Origin of the sequence: Fructobacillus sp. EFB-N1 (genome assembly GCF_001038455.1) — a bacterium.
GTDB classification, from domain to species: Bacteria; Bacillota; Bacilli; order Lactobacillales; family Lactobacillaceae; genus Fructobacillus; species Fructobacillus cardui.
Genome location: NZ_LDUY01000024.1, coordinates 1 through 25,793, shown reverse-complemented (window position 1 = coordinate 25,793; position 25,793 = coordinate 1). Strand labels below are relative to the sequence as shown.

Genomic DNA, 25,793 nt, shown 5'->3' with positions numbered 1-25,793 from the left:
GCTTTAAAGAGGTTATTTCAAAGAAAAATTTTAAACTGTTGCATTAAGACTTGACCAAATAATGTAAACTTATAATCATAGTCAGTTAGCTCATGTGAATTCACATGATGTTGACTTGACTATGATTTTTCTTTTGGAATGAAAAGAAGATGAAAAAAAACACACCTTCAATGAGATTTTACTGAAAGTGCGTTTCTGTACTTTGATAATTAAATATGTAAATTAATTGTTTCCAACTAATCTCCCGCCAGAGAAATATTTAATTAACCCTATTATAGTTGATTAAATAGAAAGAAACAATTATGGTAACAAATTATTTTGTTACTCTGGGCATGAGCAAGAGTCAAACGAGAGTTTGGTTGGCGTGAGTGAATAAAGAGAAAAGTTTGTGTGTTAGTTTATTCTGCTAATATCCCAGTTAAAAATATAAATCGAGGGTCTGATGTTTGAAAGTGTGGCAACTTTTAGACCGAGAGGGCGGTCGTTGAGCGAAAGCAATAGAAAAAGCAACTTAGTTGAGTTGTGCCAGTCTAGTTTTAAATCTTTAAAAGAACCGACTTTGCGTGAAGATAAAGTCGCTAATTTTGCTAGCTAGGTTAAATCTGTTAGCACGTTAGATGCTAACACTCATACCTATTTTAATTAAGGAATAATCACAATTGAATACTTTTATAAAAAAGGCTTTGTTGAGTCTTTTTTATTTTGTTAATTTTTAGAATTTAGAAAGTAAGGTAAAAAAACATGGTTAATAAGTTTACTCGTTTGTCATTGCAAGGTCAGTCTATGGGAGAATTGTCCTTTAGTCGTACAAAGAATGTTGGCGAAAAGGGAACAACTAAAGTAGCAGAATTGTCTATCAATCGTTCGCTGTCAAAGGTTTTGATTAACCCACAACCTGATTTTAATTTTGGTCAAGTATTTGAAACACCAATGAAGTTGGTTAATGGTCATGTGTCGGCAGGTAAGGCTCGTAATAATACGACAGGTGTTCGTGTGGCAACTATTGGTGGCGAACTGCTATCAAAGTCAGATAACAAGCAAGATGATGTTCCTGAAAAGGAGTTTGACTCGATTTTTGTTTCTGGTAAGGATAAGCATGCTGTCGCTAAGGTACGTTCTGCAGACGCGTTTGATAAACAAAAGTTGGTGTTGGTATCAACCACTGAAAATCCTAAAATTGAGCGTGGTCAAGCAGTGCAAGATGATAATGGCGATACGATTATCAATAACTATTCGCTATCCTTTATTGAAGAAGGGAAGCCTCTGGACGAAGATAACGAAATTCGTATCATGTTGACACCAGAAAATTATGAAGCGGTTAAACCTTTTCTTAAGTATGGAGCAAAGCTTGTACCTCAAAATTTGAAGTTTGCTTTTGTTGGTAACGATGTTACTGATTGGGCAATTTACGCAGAGTCTGTTATTCCTCGTGAAAACGACGTGAAGAAGTCAGAAAGTGTTGATGTAAAAGAAAAAAGTCACAAGTAATTAATATTTGTTGAAACTGTTGTTATAATATAATTAATGTTTATTTAACGATTTAAAGGAGAGATGGAAAATGCAGGTTAAGGAATTGTTGGATTTTAAGACTTGGTCGCAAAAGACTAAATTGATTGTGGCTTCTGCTGTTGGAGTTTTGGTTGTAGGAACAGTAGCTGGTGGCGTTGTTTATGCCAATACGGTTAAGTCGGGGCAAGAACATCAGCCAACCGTTAGTCATTCTTCTAAAAAGTCTGTTAAGTCTTCTGATAAGAAAAAAGCGAAGACTAGTGAAGACACTAATCAAAATAATTCGGAAGAGCCAAAGCACGATGAAGCTAATCAAGGATCTTCTGATAATGGTCAAGCAACTTCTAACAACTCATCTGCACCATCACAGTCGGCGACTGCTGGACAGTCAAAGGTAAATGCTTCTGGTAATAACAGTTATCAAGCACCAAGTAAGTCATCAAATGGTAGCTCATACCAAGCACCTGCTCAATCGGCAAAGACTGGTAGCTCGTACCAAGCACCAGCTCAATCTGCAAGCACAGGTGGTTCATACCAAGCACCTGCTCAATCCTCAAACACGGGTAGTTCATACCAAGCACCAGCTCAATCATCAACGCCAGCACCGTCTGCTCCTGCTAAGACATGGACAGCACAAGCTTATGATGCAAACTATAATGTAGTTTGGTCTCAAGGTGGCTTTAAGACTAGTGCTGAAGCTGATGCTGCCGCGGCAGCTTATGGAAATTCACATCCTGAAGTTGAAGGAGTGGGTGGTTATTAAAAATTACTATCACTTATGAAAACACTATTTGGTGTTTTTTTTTATTTGAAAGGAAAAAAAGTATGGAAAGTATTGTTAGTTCGCAAGAACATTTTAAGTTGTATAAATCAGGAAAATTTTGGGTAACCGCAAGTTTGGTTGCCTTTTTCTTTGGAGCAGTTGCTTTAAATAATAGTTCTGTCTCTGCCGATACGTTGCCTGCTAGTGGGACAGTAAGTATCCAAGGGAAAGATGGCATTGTTTCTTTTGCCAATGGTCAAACTGAGCCTGTTGTTAATCTTCGCATGAATAATGATGTTGTGTTTTGTATTAACCCATTTGTTATGGTTCAAGATGGCGCTTTGGCAACGGCCGTAGGACAAAATCAGGCGATGCTGGATACGTTTCGTAGTATGAACAGCTATCAAAGGTCGTTGATTAATAATGCAGTATGGGTAGGTCAAAGTCAAGGGGCTTCTACAGATAATGAAACCTACTTTGCTACGCAACTGGTTGTCTGGGAATTGCTAGCTGGACAAAATGGTGCAACGGGTGTCAATAGTGGTTCTAGTCGGGTTGATGAAAGTCAGTTAAAAAATGTCTTGGGAACGCAAGTGACGGGTTGGTCTGGTATTAATCTGTCAAACAATGTTATTCAAAAGGCACAAAGTATACTAGATAATGCGGGTTCATTGTCTCAAAAGCCTAATTTTAATCCAGCGCCGTTGAACATTATTGCTGGTCAATCGGCGACTGTAACAGATACAAACGGTACAGATTTGAACAAGTATAAAAAAATCGTTGGCTCAAATGGGATTAGTGCCACAGCGAATGGTAGTCAGTTAACAATTAATGTTGATAAGAATGCTAAGGCTGGAAATGGCGAAATTAATTTTGACTCTGGATTTAATAATGAATTTAATCAATTTATTTTCGGTACTGCAAACCCTGATGGTTCAACAGGTCAAACATTGTATGGTTCAAAAGACCCTATTCGAATGCAAGCTGATTTGAACATTGTTATCAAGAAAGCCCAGCTTAAGATTGATAAGAATGTTTTGCAGGACGATGGTCAAGTGAATAAGCATTTGTCGAATGCTAATTACTCGCTTGAAGGGAACGTTTTTGAAGTACACAAGGACACCAAAGACGGTGAAGTTGTTCGTACTTTGACTACTGATGCTAATGGACATGCGGAAACACCAGAAGACATGGACTATGGTCACTATGTGATTACCGAGAAGCAAGCCGGTAAGGGATTGTTTAATTCCTTTACTCCGATTGCTGTTGATTTAGATGAAAACGGTCAACGAGTTCAAGCGGTCTCAGGAACCAACAAGGAAGTTCGTGGCGAAAGTACCGTAACGAAAAACGATGCTCAAACTGGCGATAAGACCCAAGGAAAGGCCACTTTTAAGGGTGCACAGTATCAGTTGTTTAATGCTGATGGTACACCAGTTAAGTGGCATACTGATGGTCAACCTGACCCTAAGCTAGTCAAGGGGACGGTGGTTGATCAGGACAACGTGGTCTTGCAACTGGACGATGAAACGGGTCAAGCAGGGGTTAAGAACTTGCCTTTGTCTGGTTATTACTGGCAAGAAGTGAAGTCACCAGAGGGTTATCAAATTGACAAGTCTCATAATTCGTTCCAGTTGAACTATGAAGGCCAAGATAAGGCCGAAGTAACGAATGGAACAACGTCAAAGGATAAGGTTGTGAGCTTTACTTTTGATGGCTATAAGTATGTTCGCTCTGGAACAGGGACGAGTTCAACTGGATATAATGATATTAAGTTGAAGCTTGTGCCTTTGAACGGGACAAAGGGCGAAGCCATTACGGTTACGACTCATCAAGACAACCAAGGCAACGATGGTTATTATAAGTTTGACCACGTTCCTTATGGCGACTATGAGTTAGTGGAAGATGGTGCACCAGAAGGCTTTGAAGACATTACACCAATGACCATTCATATTGGCTACAATGCTGATAAGACGGGCTATGAGATGACAATGTGGGAAAAGGGACAGGCAGTTCCCTTGAAGAAGTTGACGACCTCACTTAAGACGATTGATGATGGCAAGGATAATATTTATTTGTCCAAGACGGCTTTGATTGATGTGCCTAAGACACCCGAAACGCCGAAGACACCTGAAACACCAAAGACACCCGAAACGCCAAAGACGCCTGAAACGCCGAAGACGCCTGAAACACCGAAGACGCCTGAAACACCGAAGACGCCTGAAACACCGAAGACACCTGAACAACCAAGGATTGTACAGACAGTAACCAATCTGCCAAAGACGGGTAAGCAAGTTTTGACACATCCCAAATCATTGATTGTGGCAATTACTTTGACTATTTTAGCTGGTTTGACAACGGCTTGGCTTTACTTGGATAGTAAGAAGAAAACGATGAAAGAAAAGCTAAGTAAGTGATTTTTCAGTAAGTACACTTATTTATTAGAGCAAGAAAGGGGGTGTCATATTGAAAAAAATGAAACGGCTTTGGCACAAGCTAAAAGGCCCGATTGATTTTGAAAAAAAGAAGAAAGATAAAGGCTTGAAAATGCCAAAAGTAAGAACATTGACGATTGGGAAGCTACGTAAAGTGGTTTTTGCCAGCGTCTTTTTATTTATCGCTTTAATGTTGCTGGTGACTTGGCAGGCTTCACAGGTTGTCAAAAAGAACCATCAACTTAAAACAAATCAAGCAAACTTGGAAAAGAAATTGGATAAGGCTTCGGCTGGCTCTCTTTCTTATAATCCATTAGTTGGTCAGTATTTTGAAAATTTTTTGAATGCTTACTACAACTACAACCAAGACCAGCAGGACCAATGGCGAAATGGCTTAAAGCCTTACTTCCCATCTGGTTTCTCGTTGACCCAGTTAGGAACTGGGTCAGGACAACAAAGCCTAAAGGACCACAAGATACTTGGTATCTTTAACGTAGACGGGGTGCGGACAGTTCAGTATGCCATTACATTGGAAAACAATGGAAAGCAGTCAAACTTAACGATTAACATTCCATACGTTCAGGACAATGCCCAGTTTACAGTGGTTGGCTTGCCTTATGTGTCAAGTGATTTGAACACGGTTGGACATGTCGGTGAAAACCGATTGGATAAGTCACAAAAGGCGTTGACCGACCAGGATACGGTTGATGATGTTACAAGTTTTACTAAGACTTTCTTGGCAAAGTATGTATCTTCTTCAAAGGCCGATATGTCCTTGCTGATGAATGACCCACAAGGTCTAGCAGGTAAGGTGGATTTGGCTGGAATTGATAATATTAAGGTTAGTGGAACAAAGGATAATCCGGTAGTTACGGCCACCATGACCGTCCAAGTTCATGATACGGATATTAAGCAAAATCAGCAGGTTCGTTTGGAGTTGAAAAAGCAACAAAAGACCTACTTTGTAAATAAGTTTATTGAGGCTTAGGAGGAAATTTGAATGCCTTTTTATAATTCGATTAAACCACTGCTACTGATTGTGGTGTTTATTATTGTTGCATGGCGTGCCATTTTACATTTTGGTAAAAAGGAAACAGTTCAGCTATGGATTACTATTGGAATTGGGGCAGTTGTTTATTCTGCTATTAATGATCCGCAAGGCTTCTTGGCGGCACCGGGTAATCTGATTAACGCTTTGAAAGAGTTTATCTCTGGAATTGGGGGTTAAGATGTATAACTATCGCCGAGTGTTTGTGGACGAAGCAAAGTTCAAACATATCTACGGCGACTTTTATTCGCCATTTTGGATTAACGGACGGTTTTTTGGACTAGAAGCGATTGCGATTGTTTTTTCGTCAGTCTTAGCTAGTCTGTTGGGGCTGTTTCAAATTGACCGGCTCTCACTAGGTTTTGGCTTAGTCTTGTTATTTGCTGTTTCGGTTTACTTTTTAGACCGGTACTTGCGAATTGATGATTTACCATTTGAACACCAGTTGATGGCTTGTTTTAAGTATTATCGTCGATACGGGATTAAGAAAAACCAGTTATATCAAGATAAGCGTTTGAACTCCGCTAATAAGCAGTACAAGATTTTATAGCACTAGGGGCAGGACTTTAATGTCTTGCCTTTTTATGGTTTTTGTCAGCTTGTGGCTAGGACGGCTAGGGGCAGTACCTAGGAAAACCAAAAACAAACATAATTTAAAGAGAAGGGAAGCAGTATGAAAAACAAAATCATAATCGGTCTGGCCACACTTTTAGGAGCGTTGGTCTTTTTTAATGGTTTAAATGTTTATGCAGATGGGCAGTCGGACGACGAAGCAGAAGTCGCTAAGATAACACAAAGTGTTGATTCGACGAATGACGCTTTAAATCAAGCTGGTGTCAATGATGGTAAAACATCGGGAATTAGGATTGACGCTGATAGTAAGGACAATAAAGGAACGATAGGTGATGTTGACCGAGTGGTTGGGCGTGACCCTGACGAGATTTCGGCAGATGTGATTAAACAGCACTTAAATGCCAATGATATGGATTGGGTTAACCAAAACATTCTCCAAAATTATCAAATGTATTATCAGTCAGCTGGTGTTACTGATTTGTCAGGTAATGTCGCCCACATGCTGTCTGACCTTTTCCAAAACATTAACACAAACATTGTTTATAGTGTGACGGACGCTGGGTTAAGTCGTTTGTTTGACCTAACCACGATTACTTCTTCCATGAATACAGTGATTGCACAGATTGGTATTTTTAACCAAAATATTTGGGGCTTAGATGTTTTCCGTTGGCTATTAGCTTTAGCCTTTGCGGTTGGACTTGTTTGGGCCTTTGTCGCTTTTGCAAAAGACTTAAAGCGATTGTGGTTTGTATTCTTGATTGCCATTATGGGTGCTACTTGGGTCGGTGCTGGTAGTACGGTGCTAACAAACTTGAACAATTATACGTCTGTAACACAAACAGCAGTTTTCCAAGCTACATCAAACACGGACCAAGCCAAGGTCGCTGACACTAGTAACTCATTTAAGAATGCTATTCGTCATGAATACTTTACTAAGGCTGTTGAACGACCATTTTATTTGGGAAATTTTGGTGTGCCTTCTGCTGATAAGGTTGATTCCAATGATGGTGATCCATACAAGTTGCTTGGGTCTAAGGCTTCTGGAAAGGTCAAGAAAGACTTTTCAAATCAAAAGTACATGAAAGCTGGTTCTTCATATTCTTGGCTTCAAACGACTATCGCCTTTATGTCGCCAGCCGTATCAGTTGCCTATGCTGTTCCTTATCTAGGAATTGGGGTTGCCAATATGGTGCTACAACTTGGGGCGATTGCCGTTTACTTTATTGCGCCATTTGTCGCTTTACTTTCATTGATTCCAAAATATTCGGGCTTGTTGATGAAAACGATTGCCATGGGCGTTGGTATGTTACTGGGTAAGATTGCCTTGTTGTTCGGGATTGTCTTTGTCAACTGGACGGGTGATATTGTCGATATTGTCGTACCACCAGTCAATAACGGGTCGGCTATGTTGAACTCCTTACTCTTTATTGTTTTGATGATTACGCTTTGGAAGAAGAAGGGGGCGATTGTCAACTTAATTGCCGGTGGTGCCTCCATTGGTAATATGGCAGATAAGCTTTCGCTTTCAAGACCGGTTAAGCGTGGTGGGGGGATTGCTAAAAATGCCCTTGCTTCTTATATTGGAAATCACTTTGCCAACCGGAAAAACGGTGGTGAATCTGATGAAGAAGAATCAGAAGAACTTCAAGAAGAAGAACGCCGAAATGAACGCTTGGATAGCTTCTTAGACGAGCAGGATTTGCAACGCCAACGTGAGCAAGAAAAGGCGGATCGTGCCAGAAGATTATCAAGAAACAATATTCATGATACTGTTCGTAATTTAGGTAATCTTGACTATGAACAGGAACGTGACCAACGTTTGACTGATTTGGGTCAGGATGGCGAGCGTCATTTTGAAACAAACGAATCCGGAAAGCCAAAGGTTACAAGACGGACCGAGCTGGTAGAAGAGGAGCCAAGTGGTTCAGGAAATGGGGCAACTAATCCATCAAGGAAACGGGATATTGATTTAGAACGGGACTTGAAAACCAGCGACCATAAGGAAAAGCCGGGGGTTGGTGACTAATGGATAGTGAGCTAGTAAAGAAACTTCAAAAGCAGGCACAACGGATTCAAAAACATGTTAAACGTTTGAAGCGAGCGCAGACGGCTGGTTCATTTATGATTGCTAACGCTTGGCTTTTCGTTCCTTTGATTCTTTTGGGTGTAATTTTACTAGTGATTATTGCAACGGGTGTTTCGTCTAGTAATTCTTCCTGTAATTCAGCTAATATATCGGTTACGTCAACTGCTGACCAAAAGGCAATGGCAAAATCCATTCATGATAATTTGAAGAATCAAACGGGTTTTACCGAAGCGGGCATAGCAGCCTACTTAGGTAATTCGCAAGTCGAATCGTCATTAAATCCTTCGGCTATCCAAGGTGGTAAATCCTATGATGAAAGCAAGGCAAACGATAAATCAGTTGCTGGTTATGCCTTTGGTTTTAACCAATGGGACAGTGGCCGGCGAGTGAGCCTACTAAAAGAAGCCCAAAGTCAGGGAAAAGATTGGAAAGACCCCAGTTTTCAGTTAGATTTTGCTTTGAACCATGATGGTAAGGATAGTGAAGTTTTGAAGCAGGGTTTGAAAATGAACTCTGTGGAAGAAGCAACCGAGTTCTTGCGTTCAAGATGGGAACGTGGTGGAAGCGGAACGACGGCTCAACGAACAAGCTATGCCAAGAAATGGTATCAAGAGTTTTCGTCTGGGTCTGATTCAGAAGCAACCATTGCCTCCGTTGATGTTGCTTCAAGTAGTCCAGCACCAGCTATTAGTGGCTGTGATACGAGTACGACCAAAGGAACGTCTGGCGCACCCGTTAAAGAGATTCCAAGCCAATATAAAGACAAGATTACGAATCAAAATTTTACGGCTACTGATTCGTCCAATACCTATCCTTTTGGGGAGTGTACCTGGTATACTTATAATCGAATGAGTGAGTTAGGCCACCCCGTGCCAAATTATCTGCAAAATGGTGGGCAATGGGCGCAAACAGCCAAAGCAAAAGGTTTAACGACCAGTGACAAGCCTAGTGTTGGTTGGGCAGTGTCCTTTCAGCCGGGGGTTGCTGGGGCTGTTGCGGTTTATGGCCACGTGGCCGTTGTTGAAGCGGTTTCTGATGATGGAAAGAAGTTCTTAGTATCAGAAGCTAATGTTGTTGATTTAGGAACGGGTACGGTATCATTTCGTGAGATTACATTAGGTCAAGGAATGACCTTTATTCAAGGAAGTTAAAATGGTTAAAAAGATATTGATTAGTGTGACGGCAGTTCTAGCCATCATGTCTTTGTTGGCGTTTAGTCAAAGTAGTGGTTTAAAGAAACAAGTCCATGACTTGCAGACGAAGAAGAAAAAGCTAAATGAAAAGAAAACGATTGTCTTATCTTCTAGTGGTGACCAGGTTTTGCAAGACCAATACGATATGACGACAAAGGGGGCAGACAAGTTAAAAACGTTGATGGGGATTGTCCTAAATCAAGATCCAACGAAGTATGATTTGATGGCACCGGGCCAAGTTTCGGCTTCGGCTAAAGCATATATGCAAAGAACAACGGGTGCTAGTGTTGATTTTGGAAATCGTCAAAACTTTACTGTGAAGCAAGTAGCACCGGCAGATTACTATACGACTAAGCCACAATATATTGTGATTGGTCAGTCTGGTAGTCAAAACGTGGCCTACTTAGTTGACTATGACCCATATATTAATGAGATTATGGCGATTAAAAAAACTATGATACAAGGAGATTTTCAAGATGAGAAATAAGTTATTTTGGTTTGTGCCAGGTCTTTTTGTTCTTCTTTTATCAGTGTTTTTAGTAGTTAATGGTCAAAAACAAAGTCAGGTCAATCATTTAAAAAATGATGTTAAAACGCTTCAAGAAAAAGAAAAGGCGGTCGATACACAAAACACAACATTTAAAAACCAGTCCACTGATAGTTATTCATGGGCTAAGGCGAAAGCAAATAATTTTGCTATGACTTACTATACTTGGACCAATCAAGATTCTTATCAGGCAAGACAAAAAACACTCTCTTCCATGCTTCAATTATCTTCTGATAACGAAAAGAAGATTTTTGATTCTGGTTTAGATGATACTGGTGGTAAGAAAATTGATAATCTTGGTTTAAAGAGTAAGGTTATTGAATCGGCAACATATGTTGCCAATACAAATGGTTCGCAGGTTGAATTGTTTACTGTGGTTAAAACACAGGTAGACGCAGATGGTCGTGATTCGGCTCCTGCTTATCATTTAGTTCATTTATGGGCTGATAAAAACTCGAAGAAGTTTAGTACGGTTTTGATTAACCAGTTGAAAGTATAAGGGCGAAAGCTCTTTTTTTATTGCACCTAACGATATGAAAGGAAAAGATGAAACGTGAAAACGAAAAATAAGAAAAGGTCAAAACAGGGTTTTGGTTTAAAGGAATATTTAAATTGGAAAATGCTTACTAGTTTTAGTTTGGGTTTTTCAGTTATTGTAGGGGCTTTTATTTATCTAGCACCGGGTCTATCGGCTTCGGGACAAAATAATCGACCGGTTGCTTTACAGCAGGATATGAAAGGAACGTTTTTCTATAATCCTGATTGTTCTTCTTGTAAAAAGGCTTATCCAGCCATCTTTTGGCACAATTTTTTGAACATGGCAAATCATAAGGAACAGATTCAAGTAGTCAATGTTGCTTATTCTGCTAATCGTCATTTCATTTCTGATTTTGGAATTGAAAGGACACCAACAATGGTCACGGATAAGGGCCATTTGACGACTTCAGATGGTCAGAAGTTAGTTCAGTTTACAGAAGGGGGGACAGCATAATGGCTAAGAAAACAACGGTCTTATTTGAAAATCCAGTTGTTCAGTATCAAGATAATCTGATAATGACGGATAAAGGCGATGTTTGGGCATACTACAAGCTCGAACCTTTCCAAATCAATGTGGCAAATGTTGAAGAAAAACGCCGGCATAAGGATAATCTGATTGATATTTTGGAACGCTTACAAAAGTACCATGATGTCGATATGAAGCTTTTACCGGCTGACATGGATTTAGTTGGTCGTATTCGTGGTACTAAAGACGATTGGGCAAAAGACATCAATGATGTAGCCCGTTATTACTTGGGCCAAGAAGAGCCAGCCATCTTACAAGATGAGTTCCGACCGGCAACGATTGATGAGTTTTATATTGGGGTCAGGTTGCAGTCGTCTGCGATTGGTGAAAGTATCACTGATAAGGCCTTATTTGCAACGGACTTGGTGCTTAGACGAGTGGCGGACGCTTTGAAGTTCAAAGCTAAGTTTTCAGAAGAGTTTTTTGACCGTTACCAAACTATGAATGACGATATTTTGAATCTATTGAATGTCGTTGGTGGTCGTAAGGTAACGGAAAAAGAAATGGTCCGAGTGCTTGGTTTCCCATACAACAATCCAACTGCTGTGTCTTTGGAAGATATGCGAGAAACAGTATTTGATTTTGCTGATCCACGGATTATCAAACGAGATAATGGGGAACAGACGGACTATATCTCTCATATTGTTTTGGCACTGCCCGATAGTATGAAGAACTTGGAACTGATTCCAGTTATTCAAGGCTTGAAGTTTCCAGTGGAACTACACATTAAGCTGACCTATCCGGAAAGGCGTGGAATCCGGGGTATGTCCGAAAAAGCTAAGGGTTTTAAGGCTAAGTTTGGTAGTGAAAAGGTTGACGCTGATTTAACCGGTGATGATTCTTCTAAGAAGTCAGATATTAACTTTGCCTTAGCTTCTGATTTAGTTGATGTTTTGGATAGTAAAGAAGCCTTTATGGCGTGGACTATGATTCTTGTTGTTCGTGATGAAGATAAGGAAGCTTTGAAACAGAAGTTGCGGACGATTAAAGCACGGCTTACGACTTATGACCGTGGTACTAAGGTTTTGACACCTATGTTTAATCAAGAGATGTTGTTGTATCAAACTCTGCCGGGTCAGTCAGTTGGTGTGTACAAGCAATGGCAACAGTATACGTCTACGGAAGCCATGGCAGAAATGCTTTTTGATACAACGGTTCACTTGGGTATGAACACTGGCTTTTATATCGGCCGTTCCTTAGATATGGGACGCTACAAGTCGATTGATAAGGCGATTTATTCTTCCCGTAATTTGGTCTTGTTGAATCCATCAGTTGCTAACAAGGGTATTAAGGGGGCCAAAACAGATAGTCCCCACATTGCTATTACTGGTGAGACTGGTCAAGGAAAGTCTTTCTTGGTGAAGGTTTTGCTTTTGAATCTTGCTATGTTTGATGTCAAGATGTTGTATGTTGACCCGAAGCAAGAAGTTCGGCGTTGGTTTGACCGGGCTTTGGAAAAGGAAAATAATCCTTACTTTAAGAAGTTGTTGAACTCCTTTCATTATGTAACGTTGAATGCTAATGATAATGCTAATCGTGGTGTTTTAGACCCTATGTTGACTTTATCCAAGCAATCGAGTGAAGATGATATACCAACGGTCGCAACGCTGGTCAAAGAAATGCTTTTGTCGATTCGTGGTGTGGGCCAAGATACGGTTCTTGATACGAATTTGACTAGGGCTATTCACCAAGTCTGTGATGAACGTTTGGCAGGTCATAAGGTTGGAACGTTGAACGTGCTGGAAGTTATGCAAGAGCAAAATGATTCAACTAAGGCTTATGCTGAAAACCTTTTGGAAGTGATTCCCCGCTCCATGCTAAAGGTTGCTTTTTCTGATGGTTCGACTGATTCGTTGCAGTTTGACGACCAGCGGACAATTTTGGAAGTAGTTGGTCTTGATTTGCCAAAGCCAAAGCAAGAAGTGGCTACTTATACGGAAACACAAAAGTATTCGGTTTCTATTATGCTTGCCTTGGGTAAGTATTTTGAAAAGTTTGGTCGTGAGAATCCTGATGAGTTTTCGGTTGAGTTTATTGATGAAGCGTGGATATTTAACGCTTCTGAGGCTGGGAAAAAAGTCCTAGATGGTATTAAGCGACTAGGACGGTCTGAAAATAATATGCTTTGTTATGCGACCCAGCGAGTCGGCGATATTGTCAATGAACAGTCACAAGGGCAGTATGGTCAACTGTTTGCTTTTGATGACTCTTCGGATAGAAAGCATATTTTGGAACATTTTAACTTAGCAGATACCAAAGATAATCGTGAACTGTTAGCTAATATGGCAAAGGGGCAGTGCTTGTTCCGAGACATTTATGGCAATACAGGAAAAATTGCTATCCATTCTTTGTTTGACGAATGGACGACGGCCTTTAAGACCGTCAACGAAAACGCAGGGGCAAAGCTGGAACAGCAGTATTAAAAAGGAAAAAATGATAATGAACAAATATGATTTTAATTTTTTACCTTTTAATAAACGTCGGTTTAAACGTTATCAATATGATTTAGGCATTTATTCTAATTACTTTAGCAATTGTTTTTGGTGTAGGATTTGTTGGTTGTGTAATTGCGGGGAAAGGGTAGTTTTGTTTTGTACAAGAAAATTAAATATCAAGACCAGTATTTGGCAAAGACACTTTTGAAGCGGTCTTTGCTTTTTTTGTTGGTTTTGTTTTTGTTGTTGAGTGGTTTTGCTTTATTTAAAGGCATCTTGTCTCTTTCTTTCATAACTGTCTTTGTTTTGGGTTTTGTTTTAGCTTTTTTAGAAGCTGGCGTAGCATATGGTTTGTACTATCTCTTTAAAACGTATTCTCAAGCTCATACAGGGCGTTTAGCTAATTACTTGAAGAAAGTTGAGTATCGACAATTAATTGCTTTGCTGGTCGTTTCTAAGGGCTTTTACGATGAGGCAGACGGCGAATTGACTTATTTTCCAAAAATAGCGGTTCGTTTTAACTTTGATACGGGGCAATTTTTTTTAGTTGAACCAGTTGATGGTCAACGCTATATGGAACAGTTTTCAAGTGGTCGTTTTGATAAAGTCGTTGAAATTGCTTTGTTGGCGGATAAAGAAACAACGGAGTTCAAGAAAAATAAAATGGTATCGACTTTTGCTTTTGACCCAATAAAGTTTCGTTATCAGTTGAATGAGTTAAAACCAACTAAAAGTGTGGTTCAGATTGCTAAAGGTATTCCTTGGAAGTTTGATAAAAATTATAATGCGGTGATTGCTGGAAACGTTGGAACAGGTAAGTCTTATGTAATGTTTTCAATTTTAGGACAATTGCTGACACTAACGAAGTTTGTTGAAATTATTGACCCAAAGCGAGATGATTTGGCTTCGTTGAAGTATATTGATGAGCTTACTGACCATGTTTCAACAGAGTTGCCCGAGATTTTGCAAACCATTTTGACTTATTTTGATGAGATGGAAGAACGGTCAAAAAAGATTGAAAAGATAAAGTCAACGGGTCAAGTTGGTTCGTATTTTGACTTTAATTTTGCTCCTCATTTTTTGTTTTTTGATGAGTATGGGGCTTTTGTTGAGATGGCCGATAGTCTTGATTTTCAAGATGAAAATTACAAAGTTTATAACAAAGCGAAGGCTTGTTTAAACCAAGTGGCGATGAAAGGTCGTTCACTTGGTTTTTATTTGATTATTGGTATGCAAAGACCAGGGGCAGATAGTTTGCCAACTGCTATTCGTAACCAATTAAACTTGCGATTAGTGATGGGCATGCCAACCCGAGAGATAAAAGGCATGATGTTTCCTAATACAGATAAGGAGTTTCATCCTTTGTCACAGGATTTAAAAGGTTGGGGATTTATCCAAACGGGTAATGATGAAGTGCGTTCTTTTTTTGCACCAGAAGTTCCGAAAGATTTTAATTTGCATGATTATATAAAGGCACAGATAGCCAAAAGAAAGGAGAATTAAAATGGGTTGTTCCATCAGAGCACCAGTATGTTATAGAAAGCAAAAAAGTCCCGATAAGGCCTTTTAAGGTTAGGCAATCAATGTTTTATGAATTGTTGGAATAAGATTAGTTCAATAATAATTATTATGGGAATTGGAAATTTAATGATAAGGTTTTAGTCCATTTTAATTGATGGGCTTTTTTTATTGGTTTTGAGAGGTGGTTATATATGATTACGACAAAAGAAAGAGCAGGATTAACTAATCTTGAAGTTTCTCTTAGAAGTAAATTATTTGAATTTGAAAATGGTGGCTTTTTCATTGATTTTGATGATTTAATTGCCAAGTTATCAAAATTAACAAAGCGAAGTACTGACGGTTTAACTGATTTTAGTTCAGAAGTTGGCTTGTTGAAGCGTGATTTTGAAAGTCTTCAGCAGGTAATTGATAGAACACGAGAGGACTTTGATAAGCTCTATCAGCGTTTAGAACAGTAGAGGTTTCTTTTTTTATTTGTTGAAAAGAAAGTAGGTAGAAATTATGGCGTTAGATAAAAAGAAGATTATTCAGTTGACAGAAGCCTCGCAAGGCGAGATGAAGCAGTTGGAAAAGGCTGTTAATCTTGAAAATACTATCCAATTAGCAGAGGCCATTAAGGCAGGTCGAGAAAGTGAAGAAGAGTTAATGGCTATTAATCCGATGTTGCCTTCTTACTTGGCTGATATTCAAAAAAATCTTAATTTTATGTTGCGAACAGTTAGTTCGGTTCGAACACACGTTAATAATCGCTCAAAGGAATTATCAGGTTTGCAAAATGTTTTGAAGTAATCAGGCTTGCCTAGTTGAGTGTTTTGAAAACTTATCAGGTAGACATTGAAGACTTACGGTTTTAACAGACTTTGTTAGACAGTGGGTTTTTTATGTACATAGCCTTTTTTCGAGGGTGGGGCGACCAAAGGAAGAACCAAGCCACTTCTGGCAGGCAGGCACAAAGTGTCTGCCAAGAAGCTAGGTGGCGGTTAAGCATAAGCAAAGCTTATGCCAGCCACTGGCTCTTGCCCGAGCAAAAAAGGCGTAAAAAATTGTAAACCCCCTATTACTAACAGGGGGGTTAAGGGGCAGAAAGCACTCAGTGCTAAAACCCTAAAAGGGTGTCGAAAAGCTGATATATAGCGGTTTCTGATTAAAAAGCAGAATTGCCGGTAATTTTTCAAATCGGCAAAAAATGACAGAGGAGAAGAGATATGACTGTTTTTTTAAATGATAATCAATACTATCAAACGTATTTTATGGGCTTGGTTGAGCATAGTTTTTCAACTTTGACTGATGAGCCTCTTGTTCGTGTGGGGTTGATGTATCAATCAGAGTGGGCGGGTACGCGTTTAATTCGAGTTAATTCGAGAGTGATTACAATTCCTAGTCGATTGGGTGTTGCGATTGATTTGGGGAATGTTGTTGGTAGTGATTTGTATGGCTTTAGAGCAGGTTTTGATGATTTAACAGGAACGGTTGATAAATCATATCGAGCGACTTTTGAAGATGTGATGGCGTTAAAAAATATTGAGTCCTTTTATTTATTAGGCAATCAAAAAAATATTGAAAAGGGGGGCATGATGATGGAAAGCCCAGTAACGATTAAAGGTAGTTCTTTAAAGAGTGTTCGTGATATTTTAAATATTAAACAATCCGTTTTAATGACAGTTTTTGGACTTAGTGAAAGAAGCTATCGAAATATTGAGAATAGTGATGAGCTACTAGCGGATAAGTATTATCAGTTGCTGGTTGAAAAATATCCAGAATTAAACGAAAAATTATCTTTGCAGTTTGATTGGGTTTCGATTACTTTTTCAGATATGACGGCCAAGCAAGTGATCCAAGAAGTTTTGCGAATGAAAGAGTCGCTCTTTTTGTTGCGTTCCACTTCTCAAAATTTTTATTCGGAAGAATATGCTTTTGCAGGCGAAAAGAACTTTTATGTACAAGGCCATGCACCTGTTCTAGATGCTCAAACGGATAGCATGCAACAACAATCAGGAGCTACCCTGTATTTAACTGGGCAGGGAACACGTATTTTTGAGTCAGTTTTGCATGAACAGGCTTTGACATGGAAACAATTTATTGTTCGGATAAGACGATTTAACGGACATTTAACACGTCTAGATTTGGCAATTAATGATACGCATGGTTTTTTTACGATGGACGAGATTGTGCGTGCTGTGCAAGAAAAACGTTTTTGGTCGAAGTCACGTTCTTATGCTATCCATGGCAATGAGACGGCTGGTTGGACGGTTAACTTTGGTAAGTCACCTTTTGTTATTCGTATCTATGATAAGTATTTGGAGCAACAACAAAAAGATATTGATACAACGATTAAAAACCGTATTGAGTTGGAGTTACATGCCGGTAAGGCCGAGACGGTTATTGATGAGTGGCTGTTAAATGATGATTTAGTACCATACACTTTGTCAATTTTGAAAACTTATTTGTGGTTTGTTGATGAAAAAATTGATGAGGAAGAAATAGCAAAAGGCGACCATGTTCGAGAGCGATATATTGACCAGTTAAAGCCGATGACGGCGTGGGATTTGATTACTTCTATGGGTTCAAAAATGAGATTTAAGACAGAGCCAAAAAAGCAGAGTGTTGAAAGTATTGAGCGTTGGATATACAAGTATGTTGCACCCTCGTTGAAAGTATTAAAAGAGACGGGTAAGTGGCGTGACGTGGTGGACAAGGTTGAAGAGGCAGAGCTATCAGATGAACAGTTGAAGATGGTAACAACTGCTAACACAGCCGTGATGTCGTCTGTTTTGCCTAATTTTAAAGCAGAGCTTGAAAAGAAAGTGCGGGTAAAAAAAGATGGTCGTGAAGTACGGCTTCATTCAATGACTGATGAGATGTGGGACGAATTGGCAAAGATGGGTTTATTAAAAGAAGATGTTGTGGTTAGTGTTGAAGCAAAAAAGGAGCAAGGATAATGTCAGTGAAAGCAGTGGGTTATTATTCCCGAGAAGTCTATATGATTGGAAAATCAAAAGCAGAGGTGTTACGAAAATTGCAAGAGAAGTTCCCTTCATTTGGTCAAGGAAAGCGTAAAGGAACACCTTCTAATCACTTATATCCTGAACCACTGATGATTGAAGAATGAGTTGTAATCGAAAAGTTAACACAATTTATTTGGAAAATAATGGGTTGTAATTGAAAAGTTAACAAAGCTTTTGTTGAGAAATCGTTAAGTGCACTTATAAAGAAAGGCTATAATATATAGCTTTTTTTATTTTGGTCTTAAAGAAAAAAGGGTTGTATGAGTAATAAAATCTATATTAAAGAAGAAATGTTGCCAATGTATATTAAGCAGTTAGAACGTTTTAGGACGTTATATCAAGAATTGGTCAGTACATTAATGGCGGATAGTCAGCATTTTGTTTTTGAGAAGAACGCTTCAAATTTTCTGACTACTTTGCAAGAAGCGAAAAGTTTGGCTCAAAGTATAAAAAAGGCTGAGCAGTCACAAGTTTATAGTGATGTTTTGATGGTTTCAAAGAAGTTAGATTGTTCGGTGGAGGAATTGGTTAGTAAGAGTTTGGAACTAACTTATCTCTATTCTAATTTGTTGGACTTGTTGCTAGGTCTTGATAGGAATGGCGATGGTGGGATAAGTCAAATTGAAAATAAACTTTATCAAGCAAAGAAACAGTTAAGCGAAAGTGGTGTTTGGTAAGTGGACTTACTTAAAGATTTGAAGGAGTGCTTTTAAAATGAAAAAATTAATTAAAAAAAGTGAATTATACACTTAATTTTTATGGTGTTCTCGTTATTTTTGATTACACTTCGAGAGAATAATTTTAATTTAGTTCATTATTTATCATTTTTTCTGATTGTTATTTTTATTACTTGTTTAAAAGTAAAAAAGGTGCTAACTTTTTAAAGTAAGCATAAGTACATTAGAAAATTGAGTATGAAAGTAACAACATGACGGAAAAATTACCAAAGGGGCGTTTACGCCGACCAAAGTTAACAGAAAAGCAACGCTATTTGATTGAGTATTTGTGGAATGACCGAAAAATGAGTCAAGTGGCGATTGCCGAAGAAATTGGTATGACACAATCAACTGTTTCGCATGAACTGCAAAAAGGAAATGTTTTAAATTGGGATCACTTGTCTCGTCAAGCGGTTATGAGCCTTAGTAGTCACGCTAGAATTAAGTATTCTTCTGCTAGAGGCCAATATATAGCGACACAGCGTTCAATAAGACATGGAGAAGGTTCATCGTTTACACCTGCTTTAAAGAAGACAATTGAGCATTGGATTAATGACGAACATTGGACACCAGAGCAGATTGCTAGTAAGGTACAATCGGTTGATATATCGGCTTCAACAATCCGTAACTGGATTAGACAAGGTATGTTAGATGTCAAGCCTTATGTTTATCGTCGGCGAAAATCAAATAAGTTGAATAAGCGAGAGACTGAAATTGCGGAACAACAGGCTAGAAAAAAAGAAGAGTTGGCTTATCTGCAAGAAAAGCTAAGAGACCAAAATGCTTTAATCCCAAGGCGAATATCAGCCCGTTCTGAAAGTGTACTTACAAGAAAGCAGTTTGGCCACTGGGAAATTGACTTGGTATGTCCAGCTAAAATTGATAGTGATGATTTAACGAATCGAGCTGTTATTTTGACGTTAGCAGAGCGTAAGACACGTTACTATGTTTGTATTAAGTTAGGTGGTCGTACAGCGCAAGAAGTTGTCCTTGGTATGAAAGCCTTCTATAAAGAGTATGGTAACTATGTCCGATCAATTACGGCCGATAATGGAAGTGAGTTTCGCAATATTAACTTTTTAGAGTATGTACAAAAAGACCAAAAAACAAAGGTTTATTATGCACACCCCAGTTCGCCACAAGAACGAGGAACAAATGAGTATAAAAATCGTGAATTAAGACGCTATGTGCCTAAGAAAACGACCTTTAGTAAGCTAACACAAGAAGAATTAACGATGATAATGGATAAAATCAATCGAAAGCCAATGTTAAAGGCGTTAGATGGCGATACGCCTAAACAGCGTTTTGAAAAAGAAGTGGTTAAGATGAACCGTTATCGAAGAAATTACTTGAAGAAAAAGACAGCAGATTTAGATAATGAATAAGCTAAAAAGAAAAACGCTTCCTATTATAAGGGGGCGTTTTTCTTGTGTTTTTTAAATGAAGTATTAAGTGATTTGCAAATATTGATTATGTGATATAATAAAAAGAATTTATATCATTACTTGATAGAAGTATCGTCCCTAATCTTGAAAAAAGTGATTATGTATTTTTTACAGTGGTTCAAATTGAAAAATAATTAGACAAGAGAAAATAATTATTAGAGAACAGCCATTTAACAAAGTTAGTGAAAAAATAAAAAAAAACTAATAAAATTATGCTTTGGGGGTTGCATTTCCCTTAGTCCATTTACTTTCGATAATATATATTATGTAAAGTAAAGTCAGCATGGGGATTTGCAACCCTAAAATTAACAACGTAAGTAAACAATCGCTCCGAGGCTTGGTATAAGGCCTTTTTTATTTGAAAAAAGTTTTTTAGTTTTTCTATCGTCGAAAAAGAATCGGTTATTTTCGGTTCTTTTTTCGCTAAACGCTTTGAATTATAACGTATTTTGCATCAAATGCCAACCATGTTAACTTTTAGACCAACGCAAAAAAGCCAGTCCCTTGACTGGTTCAAAAAAATTCAATTGTTGCTCTTTAAGCTGGGTTTAAGAATCGCTGGTCAAACGCAACCCGACGATATTGGCAGTGGCGTCTAAAAGCCTGTAAACGGCTCCTGTAACGATGAGTACGCATCGGACGAGTGTTGATGCTCATGACCACTTTATCGAGCTCTGACTGGCTTATATGAGCGAAATCCGTTTTCTTGGGATAATACTCCCGTAAGAGCTTATTAAAATTCTCGTTGGAACCGCGTTCATACGGCGAATATGCATGCGCGTAATAATATTTCACGCCATGCTGATCCAACATTTGCCGGGTCTGCAAGGCAATGAACTCGGACCCTCGGTCACAAGTCACACTGTCCACACAACCTTTATATTTTTCACAGAAATCTGAGATAGCCTTGCTGACGGTATAAGCGGACTTATCCTTAATGACCATCGAGACTGCATACCGACTAAAACGTTCTACAAAAGTTAACAACAAGTGACTGGATTGACGAGACTCTACATCGTCTAGTTCCCAATGACCAAAACGGTTACGGTTTTCAATCACACTTGGTCGAAACTCAATGGAATACTGGTGTGTCGCTCGTTTCTGATCTTCTTTTTTCAGATACAGACTTTTGCGTTCACTCCAACTTAACGCTCGCTTATGATAGCGTTGCCGCTTGCCTTTATCTCGTAAGGCCCAGTAATCGAGTCCCTTAATTCTTTTATGATTAACCCAATTGTAGATGGTTTTAAAGGACACACCAACTCGTAAAGGTCCCTTAGCGATTTGCTCCGGGGACCATTTATGTTTCATGATATATTCTTTAACTAATTTTTCGCGTCGAGGCGTTAACTTTGTTGGTGCTTTTTTTTAAACCGTTGTTTTTGGTCAGCCAGCGCTTGACCTTCAAGTGCTTTGTACATCCTCCGTGATATACGTGTACTTACTTTTCTTTCCATCGTTGCATGGAGTGTTGTTCGCTGGATTTCTTTGGTAATGGTCGCTCTTGAATAGCCAATAGTCTTAGCAATAAAGCTTAGATTATGTCCTTCTTTTAGCAGCGTTTCAATTTGAACTCGTTGTGCGAGTTGTAGATGTTTCTGCCCCATATCGCCTATTCTCCTCTAACATTTGATACCCAAAAATTATAGCAAGCGAAAGCCTTGAATACATACTAAAAAGTAGAGAAAAGTAGATTTTTCTCTACTTTTCTCTACTTTGACTTCGGTCATTACGGTCAAACAAAAAAGCCTGCTGTGTTAACAGCAGGACCGCCCGATTGAAAGGAATATTATTTAAAATGAATGAACAAAAGGTTTTTATCTTACATCGTTACTTGTGTTATAGGAAGTAATTTAATAATCACGAAACAGATCACATTCGACAACAAATTTTTGTATCAAAAAGGGAGATTTTTGAAAACAAAATACTGATTACAGCTTTCAGGCGGTGGTCGAAACCCTTTTTCGCTCAAAAATATTATTTGAGTTAACTTATTTATACCGCGACTTATTAACCTTGTCAAGCAACAAGGATAACGATAATAAAAAAGCCTACTGACTGATTATCAGTAGGATCGCCTTGCCAAAAAAATGTCTGGAAAAGACAGCAAATTTCACACAAGCAGTAATCGGATAAGTAGCAAGGCGACGTTTCATTTTTACTCCCTCAAAAACCTTTCAGGATGTAATCATTATATGATAAATTCTAAATAAAAGGTAGAGTTTTCTCTACTTTTCTCTACTTCGATTAGTTCATAGCGCCCATTTTCTGACAAGAGATCGAGCAAACGCTCCAAACTCTTATCCGTAATCGACAGTTGGTCAGCTAAGTGACGCTTTTGAGATAAATTAAGTCCCTCTGGGAATCGTTTCACCATGATATTCGCTACTTTCATCGCGATTTCTAAGTTTGGTAGGCGTTCATAACGCGATTCACGCTCTCTTAATAACTTCTTTTCGTATTCTCTTTGTAACATTTTAACCTCCCTTTTAAACTGCCTTTCTCTACCTTCCTCTACCTTCCTCTACTTTTCTCTACTTTTTCATTTTACGGGTTTTCTTTTTATCTAAGATTAAATCAAAACCAATAAAGTCTTTGCCTTTATAGCGCTTTTTAGCAAGTTGACCTTTAGCTGTATAACTCTTGCCTTTTTTACTCATCGCTTGAAAGGTAATCACTTCACCGGCTAACAATTGTGCCACCTCATCTGCCGTAAAACGATGCCCTGAAAAGGATGCGTTAAACGTCACTTCTTCACCGTGCCTCTCACCGCTGACTTTTTCTTTCGGTTCATAGCTGGTTGGTTTTTCAATAGCATTTTCGAGTTGTTTAACGTTTTCAGCCATAATGGGCAAATCATGCGCCACCGTTACGTTCAAGGAATGTAAGGCCTCATCGGCTGTCATCTCAAAGCGGCCGACTTGATCAAAAATATCAAAAACACGCTTCGTGGTCTTCGGATTGGCAATATAAGTATCTTGCACCAAAATCGCCGCTGCCAGACCACTATCCGTTAAGCTAATCTTTCCTTTTTGGTCAATCATATAGGTATTTTTACCACTGGATAGCTCCCCGTAAGTACTTGTCCGCGTGGCCCCTGTGCCAATCTCATTCTTTTCAAGAAAAGTCTTGAGCCACTGCCAGGTTGGCGTTGTTGGCTTTGGATTTTGTCCTTCATGAACAAAGAGGTCCGCTGTTTTCCCCAGGGCTTTCGGCTTGCTCTCTTCCACATCTTGGTCTTGGTTTTGATCTTGATAGACTGCTTTCCACCCTAATGAAAGTGGGTTATTCAGGGTTGTTTTAAAATCAGGGTACTCAACGATAGACCCTTTAATCTGCTGGTAATGATAGCCCTCGGCAAACATCGCTAAAAAGTTTTTCGCCAACGTTTGATAAATCCGCTTAACAGATGGGCCATATGATTGCAGTGCTTCTAAACTTGCGGGAACCTTGGGACCGGGACGGTTAGCACCGTGGGCGCCCTCTTCCTTAACATGTGTTTTACGAGGATTCCTATGGGTCAGTAAACTTACGTCGGCACCCACTACTTGCGCAATTTGGTCGACTAATGGCAGCATATCTTGGAATTGCTCGGGGGTAATCGTCTTATCTTCAGTTCGTGGATAAGACACGATTTGCGCTTCGTATAATTTTTGGTAGGTGGCCAGAACCTCCTTTACCTGATAGCCTTCTTTGGCTAAAATGGCTGAGAGCGATGACAAGTCGAGTAACTTTGGTGGCTTGGTACTTTTTTTAGTCACTGAATCTTGCTGCACCTGTCCTGATTTTGCAAAGGATTCGGCGGCTTGGAGGGCCTCATGGCTGGGATAGCGAAAGGGCACCACTTCCTGTTTTGGATCAACTACTCGAGCATAAACATTTCCCTGGTCATCTCGAAAGCGATACTCAAAATACGGTACCTTTTGGTAATTTTTAATGGCTTGGAGTTGTTGGTAAATTTTCAGCAGCATCGCTGATTTTAGACGACCTTGTCGTGATACAAGTGAGTAGCCCTGTTTTTTGGTCAGTGTTGTGGCCGCCCGGGTTAGCTGCATCGAGGCAAAGTCCCACTTGTTGCGAGTTAGCCCTTTCTGGTAGGCTCCGTGCCGGTCCTTACTTTCAATGGCGGTCAATTGATTGAGTGCTTTGACCAAGCTTTTTGGACTTTCATCTGCAAAATTAGCTCGAAAAACTTGACCCTGCCACTTGATGGCATCAATGGCCTCCCAGGCTAACAGGTCGCCCTCCCCTGACGGATCAGTATCGGTCGCAATGATGAGTCCATCGACATTTTTGGTCTTGGTTTTGAGGTCGTCAATCAAGCTCTTGGTACTTTCTGATTTTTTACTGTGGGGGTTCCAGGAGCGAATGTAAGTTCGTTTCCAAGATAGGTCCTGCAAGTCCCATGGCAAATCAGCTAATTTCCATGACTTATATTTTGTTTTTAAATCAGCCGGGACTTGGTCTTCCGGTTCCCTTAAAGTCATGACATGGCCACGTAGGTTTGTTAACTCATAATCATAGTGGGCAACGTGACCAGTTGCCCCGCCCAGTGCCTTTTCAAAATTACGGCGAGCGCTCGGCTTCTCGGTGATAATTAAATACTTGGTCAAGCGTCAACCTCCTTTGTATTACGTCTTACGCTGTAAGTCTTTACTCATGAGAAAAACGACGTAGTAGTTGCTACATCGTTTTTTAGTTAAAAGTCACTCGCATAGTGACTATCGTACTTTGTTTTCCTAATCGATATTATAACATGAGTACTGGTACGAACCGGTTAAAGCCCTTGCTGGCTTCGTCTGATTGATGGTTGAACATGCAGTAATTAGGAGTAATGGACCTTTTACGAGACACATTGGTTAGACCGGTTATCACCCACCTAAAAAACAGGTTTCGTCAAAACTTTCCACTGTGAAAAACGGCAATCAGTAGTATCGAAATGTTTGTTGTGTAGCAGGTATTCCTTTGCTTTCAATACTAAGGGCGAACTATTTTGCTCTGTTAACAAATCAAGCGAGACAAACAAGGACCCAAGGGAATCTTGACCGAGAAATTGCAGTGGTGTTTCTGTTAATCCACCACTGACTCTTTCAACTTCATAAAAGACTGCAATATGCTGGTTCATATTGAAATTTAAATACTGCCATGGGTAAATAAAACTAGTTGTTCCAATTTGTCTGGCCTTTTCAACCGTCAAATCAGTTTCCTCTTTGACTTCACGGGCTAGTGCATGCTCAAGTGGCTCACCTGATTCAAGGCTACCACCTGGTAAATCATAGCGGTTCAAATAGGGACCACCATTCTTCTTAATAACAACTAAACCGTGGTGTTCTTCATAAAGAATGCCATAGACGCCAAAGGCACGGTGGTAATGTTCCATACTGCTTTCCTTTTTTTTAATTGGCAGATTCTATAATTAATTCGAACGAGAAAATTTAAAATAAAAACCCAAAG

24 protein-coding genes are annotated in these 25,793 nt (G+C 39.2%); 19 read left to right on the top strand and 5 right to left on the bottom strand.

What is annotated here, in order from left to right:
- Positions 1-741 precede the first annotated feature (741 nt).
- The 19 genes from FEFB_RS08920 (at position 742) to FEFB_RS06400 (ending at position 20,279) form a co-directional block, all read left to right on the top strand.
- Entirely contained in the window at positions 742-1,488 is a 747-nt protein-coding gene (locus FEFB_RS08920; RefSeq protein WP_047975427.1) for a hypothetical protein, read from the top strand.
- A gap of 70 nt (positions 1,489-1,558) precedes the next feature.
- Positions 1,559-2,272, top strand: coding sequence for a hypothetical protein (locus tag FEFB_RS06480; protein ID WP_047975426.1), 714 nt, complete (start codon positions 1,559-1,561; stop codon positions 2,270-2,272).
- Between the two features lie 62 nt (positions 2,273-2,334).
- Positions 2,335-4,689, top strand: a complete 2,355-nt coding sequence (locus FEFB_RS08295; RefSeq protein ID WP_053068965.1) for a SpaA isopeptide-forming pilin-related protein — start codon at positions 2,335-2,337, stop codon at positions 4,687-4,689.
- A 130-nt stretch (positions 4,690-4,819) separates the two neighbouring features.
- Complete coding sequence (locus FEFB_RS06470) at positions 4,820-5,695, top strand: conjugal transfer protein (protein WP_161795098.1); 876 nt, start codon at positions 4,820-4,822, stop codon at positions 5,693-5,695.
- A 12-nt stretch (positions 5,696-5,707) separates the two neighbouring features.
- Complete coding sequence (locus FEFB_RS06465; protein ID WP_047975425.1) at positions 5,708-5,935, top strand: TcpD family membrane protein; 228 nt, start codon at positions 5,708-5,710, stop codon at positions 5,933-5,935.
- Between the two features lies 1 nt (position 5,936).
- Positions 5,937-6,305: a hypothetical protein gene (locus FEFB_RS06460; RefSeq protein ID WP_047975424.1), complete on the top strand. Its 369-nt coding sequence runs from the start codon at positions 5,937-5,939 to the stop codon at positions 6,303-6,305.
- Between the two features lie 123 nt (positions 6,306-6,428).
- Complete coding sequence (locus FEFB_RS06455) at positions 6,429-8,354, top strand: CD3337/EF1877 family mobilome membrane protein (protein ID WP_053068963.1); 1,926 nt, start codon at positions 6,429-6,431, stop codon at positions 8,352-8,354.
- Positions 8,354-9,565, top strand: a complete 1,212-nt coding sequence (locus FEFB_RS06450) for a phage tail tip lysozyme (protein ID WP_235271970.1) — start codon at positions 8,354-8,356, stop codon at positions 9,563-9,565. Before FEFB_RS06455 ends, FEFB_RS06450 begins: the two co-directional genes overlap by 1 nt.
- A 1-nt stretch (position 9,566) precedes the next feature.
- Positions 9,567-10,094: a hypothetical protein gene (locus FEFB_RS06445; protein ID WP_047975423.1), complete on the top strand. Its 528-nt coding sequence runs from the start codon at positions 9,567-9,569 to the stop codon at positions 10,092-10,094.
- Positions 10,084-10,653 carry a hypothetical protein gene (locus FEFB_RS06440; RefSeq protein WP_047975422.1) on the top strand — a complete coding sequence of 190 codons (570 nt, stop codon included), beginning with the start codon at positions 10,084-10,086 and terminating at the stop codon, positions 10,651-10,653. Before FEFB_RS06445 ends, FEFB_RS06440 begins: the two co-directional genes overlap by 11 nt.
- 54 nt (positions 10,654-10,707) lie before the next feature.
- The gene (locus tag FEFB_RS06435; RefSeq protein WP_047975421.1) at positions 10,708-11,145 is read left to right on the top strand and encodes a hypothetical protein; all 438 of its coding nucleotides are present in this window, start codon (positions 10,708-10,710) and stop codon (positions 11,143-11,145) included.
- Positions 11,145-13,640 carry an ATP-binding protein gene (locus FEFB_RS06430; RefSeq protein WP_047975420.1) on the top strand — a complete coding sequence of 832 codons (2,496 nt, stop codon included), beginning with the start codon at positions 11,145-11,147 and terminating at the stop codon, positions 13,638-13,640. Before FEFB_RS06435 ends, FEFB_RS06430 begins: the two co-directional genes overlap by 1 nt.
- A 168-nt stretch (positions 13,641-13,808) precedes the next feature.
- Positions 13,809-15,155: a cell division protein FtsK gene (locus tag FEFB_RS06425; protein WP_047975430.1), complete on the top strand. Its 1,347-nt coding sequence runs from the start codon at positions 13,809-13,811 to the stop codon at positions 15,153-15,155.
- A gap of 209 nt (positions 15,156-15,364) precedes the next feature.
- Positions 15,365-15,631 carry a hypothetical protein gene (locus tag FEFB_RS06420; RefSeq protein ID WP_047975419.1) on the top strand — a complete coding sequence of 89 codons (267 nt, stop codon included), beginning with the start codon at positions 15,365-15,367 and terminating at the stop codon, positions 15,629-15,631.
- Between the two features lie 43 nt (positions 15,632-15,674).
- The gene (locus FEFB_RS08915) at positions 15,675-15,962 is read left to right on the top strand and encodes a hypothetical protein (protein WP_047975418.1); all 288 of its coding nucleotides are present in this window, start codon (positions 15,675-15,677) and stop codon (positions 15,960-15,962) included.
- 416 nt (positions 15,963-16,378) lie between these two features.
- On the top strand, positions 16,379-18,112 hold the full coding sequence (locus FEFB_RS09050; protein ID WP_082131937.1) for a replication initiation factor domain-containing protein: 1,734 nt from the start codon (positions 16,379-16,381) through the stop codon (positions 18,110-18,112).
- A complete protein-coding gene (locus FEFB_RS08905; RefSeq protein ID WP_200898279.1) occupies positions 18,112-18,282 on the top strand; it encodes a hypothetical protein in 171 nt (56 codons plus the stop codon). The genes FEFB_RS09050 and FEFB_RS08905 overlap by 1 nt, the downstream gene beginning before the upstream one ends.
- Positions 18,283-18,438: 156 nt before the next feature.
- Positions 18,439-18,855, top strand: a complete 417-nt coding sequence (locus FEFB_RS06405; protein ID WP_047975417.1) for a hypothetical protein — start codon at positions 18,439-18,441, stop codon at positions 18,853-18,855.
- A 251-nt stretch (positions 18,856-19,106) separates the two neighbouring features.
- Positions 19,107-20,279, top strand: a complete 1,173-nt coding sequence (locus FEFB_RS06400; protein WP_047975416.1) for an IS30 family transposase — start codon at positions 19,107-19,109, stop codon at positions 20,277-20,279.
- Positions 20,280-20,876: 597 nt separating this feature from the next.
- Here FEFB_RS06400 and FEFB_RS06395 read toward each other — a convergent pair.
- The 5 genes from FEFB_RS06395 to FEFB_RS06375 form a co-directional block, all read right to left on the bottom strand.
- Entirely contained in the window at positions 20,877-21,650 is a 774-nt protein-coding gene (locus FEFB_RS06395) for an IS30 family transposase (protein ID WP_053068962.1), read from the bottom strand.
- Positions 21,651-21,685: 35 nt separating this feature from the next.
- Positions 21,686-21,946 (bottom strand): helix-turn-helix domain-containing protein, encoded by a 261-nt coding sequence (locus tag FEFB_RS09045; protein WP_047975415.1) that lies wholly within the window; start codon positions 21,944-21,946, stop codon positions 21,686-21,688.
- Between the two features lie 584 nt (positions 21,947-22,530).
- Entirely contained in the window at positions 22,531-22,815 is a 285-nt protein-coding gene (locus FEFB_RS06385; RefSeq protein ID WP_047975414.1) for a hypothetical protein, read from the bottom strand.
- Between the two features lie 58 nt (positions 22,816-22,873).
- Positions 22,874-24,952, bottom strand: coding sequence for a DNA topoisomerase (locus FEFB_RS06380; RefSeq protein WP_047975413.1), 2,079 nt, complete (start codon positions 24,950-24,952; stop codon positions 22,874-22,876).
- Positions 24,953-25,218: 266 nt separating this feature from the next.
- Positions 25,219-25,719, bottom strand: coding sequence for an NUDIX hydrolase (locus FEFB_RS06375; protein ID WP_047975412.1), 501 nt, complete (start codon positions 25,717-25,719; stop codon positions 25,219-25,221).
- Between the last annotated feature and the right edge of the window lie 74 nt (positions 25,720-25,793).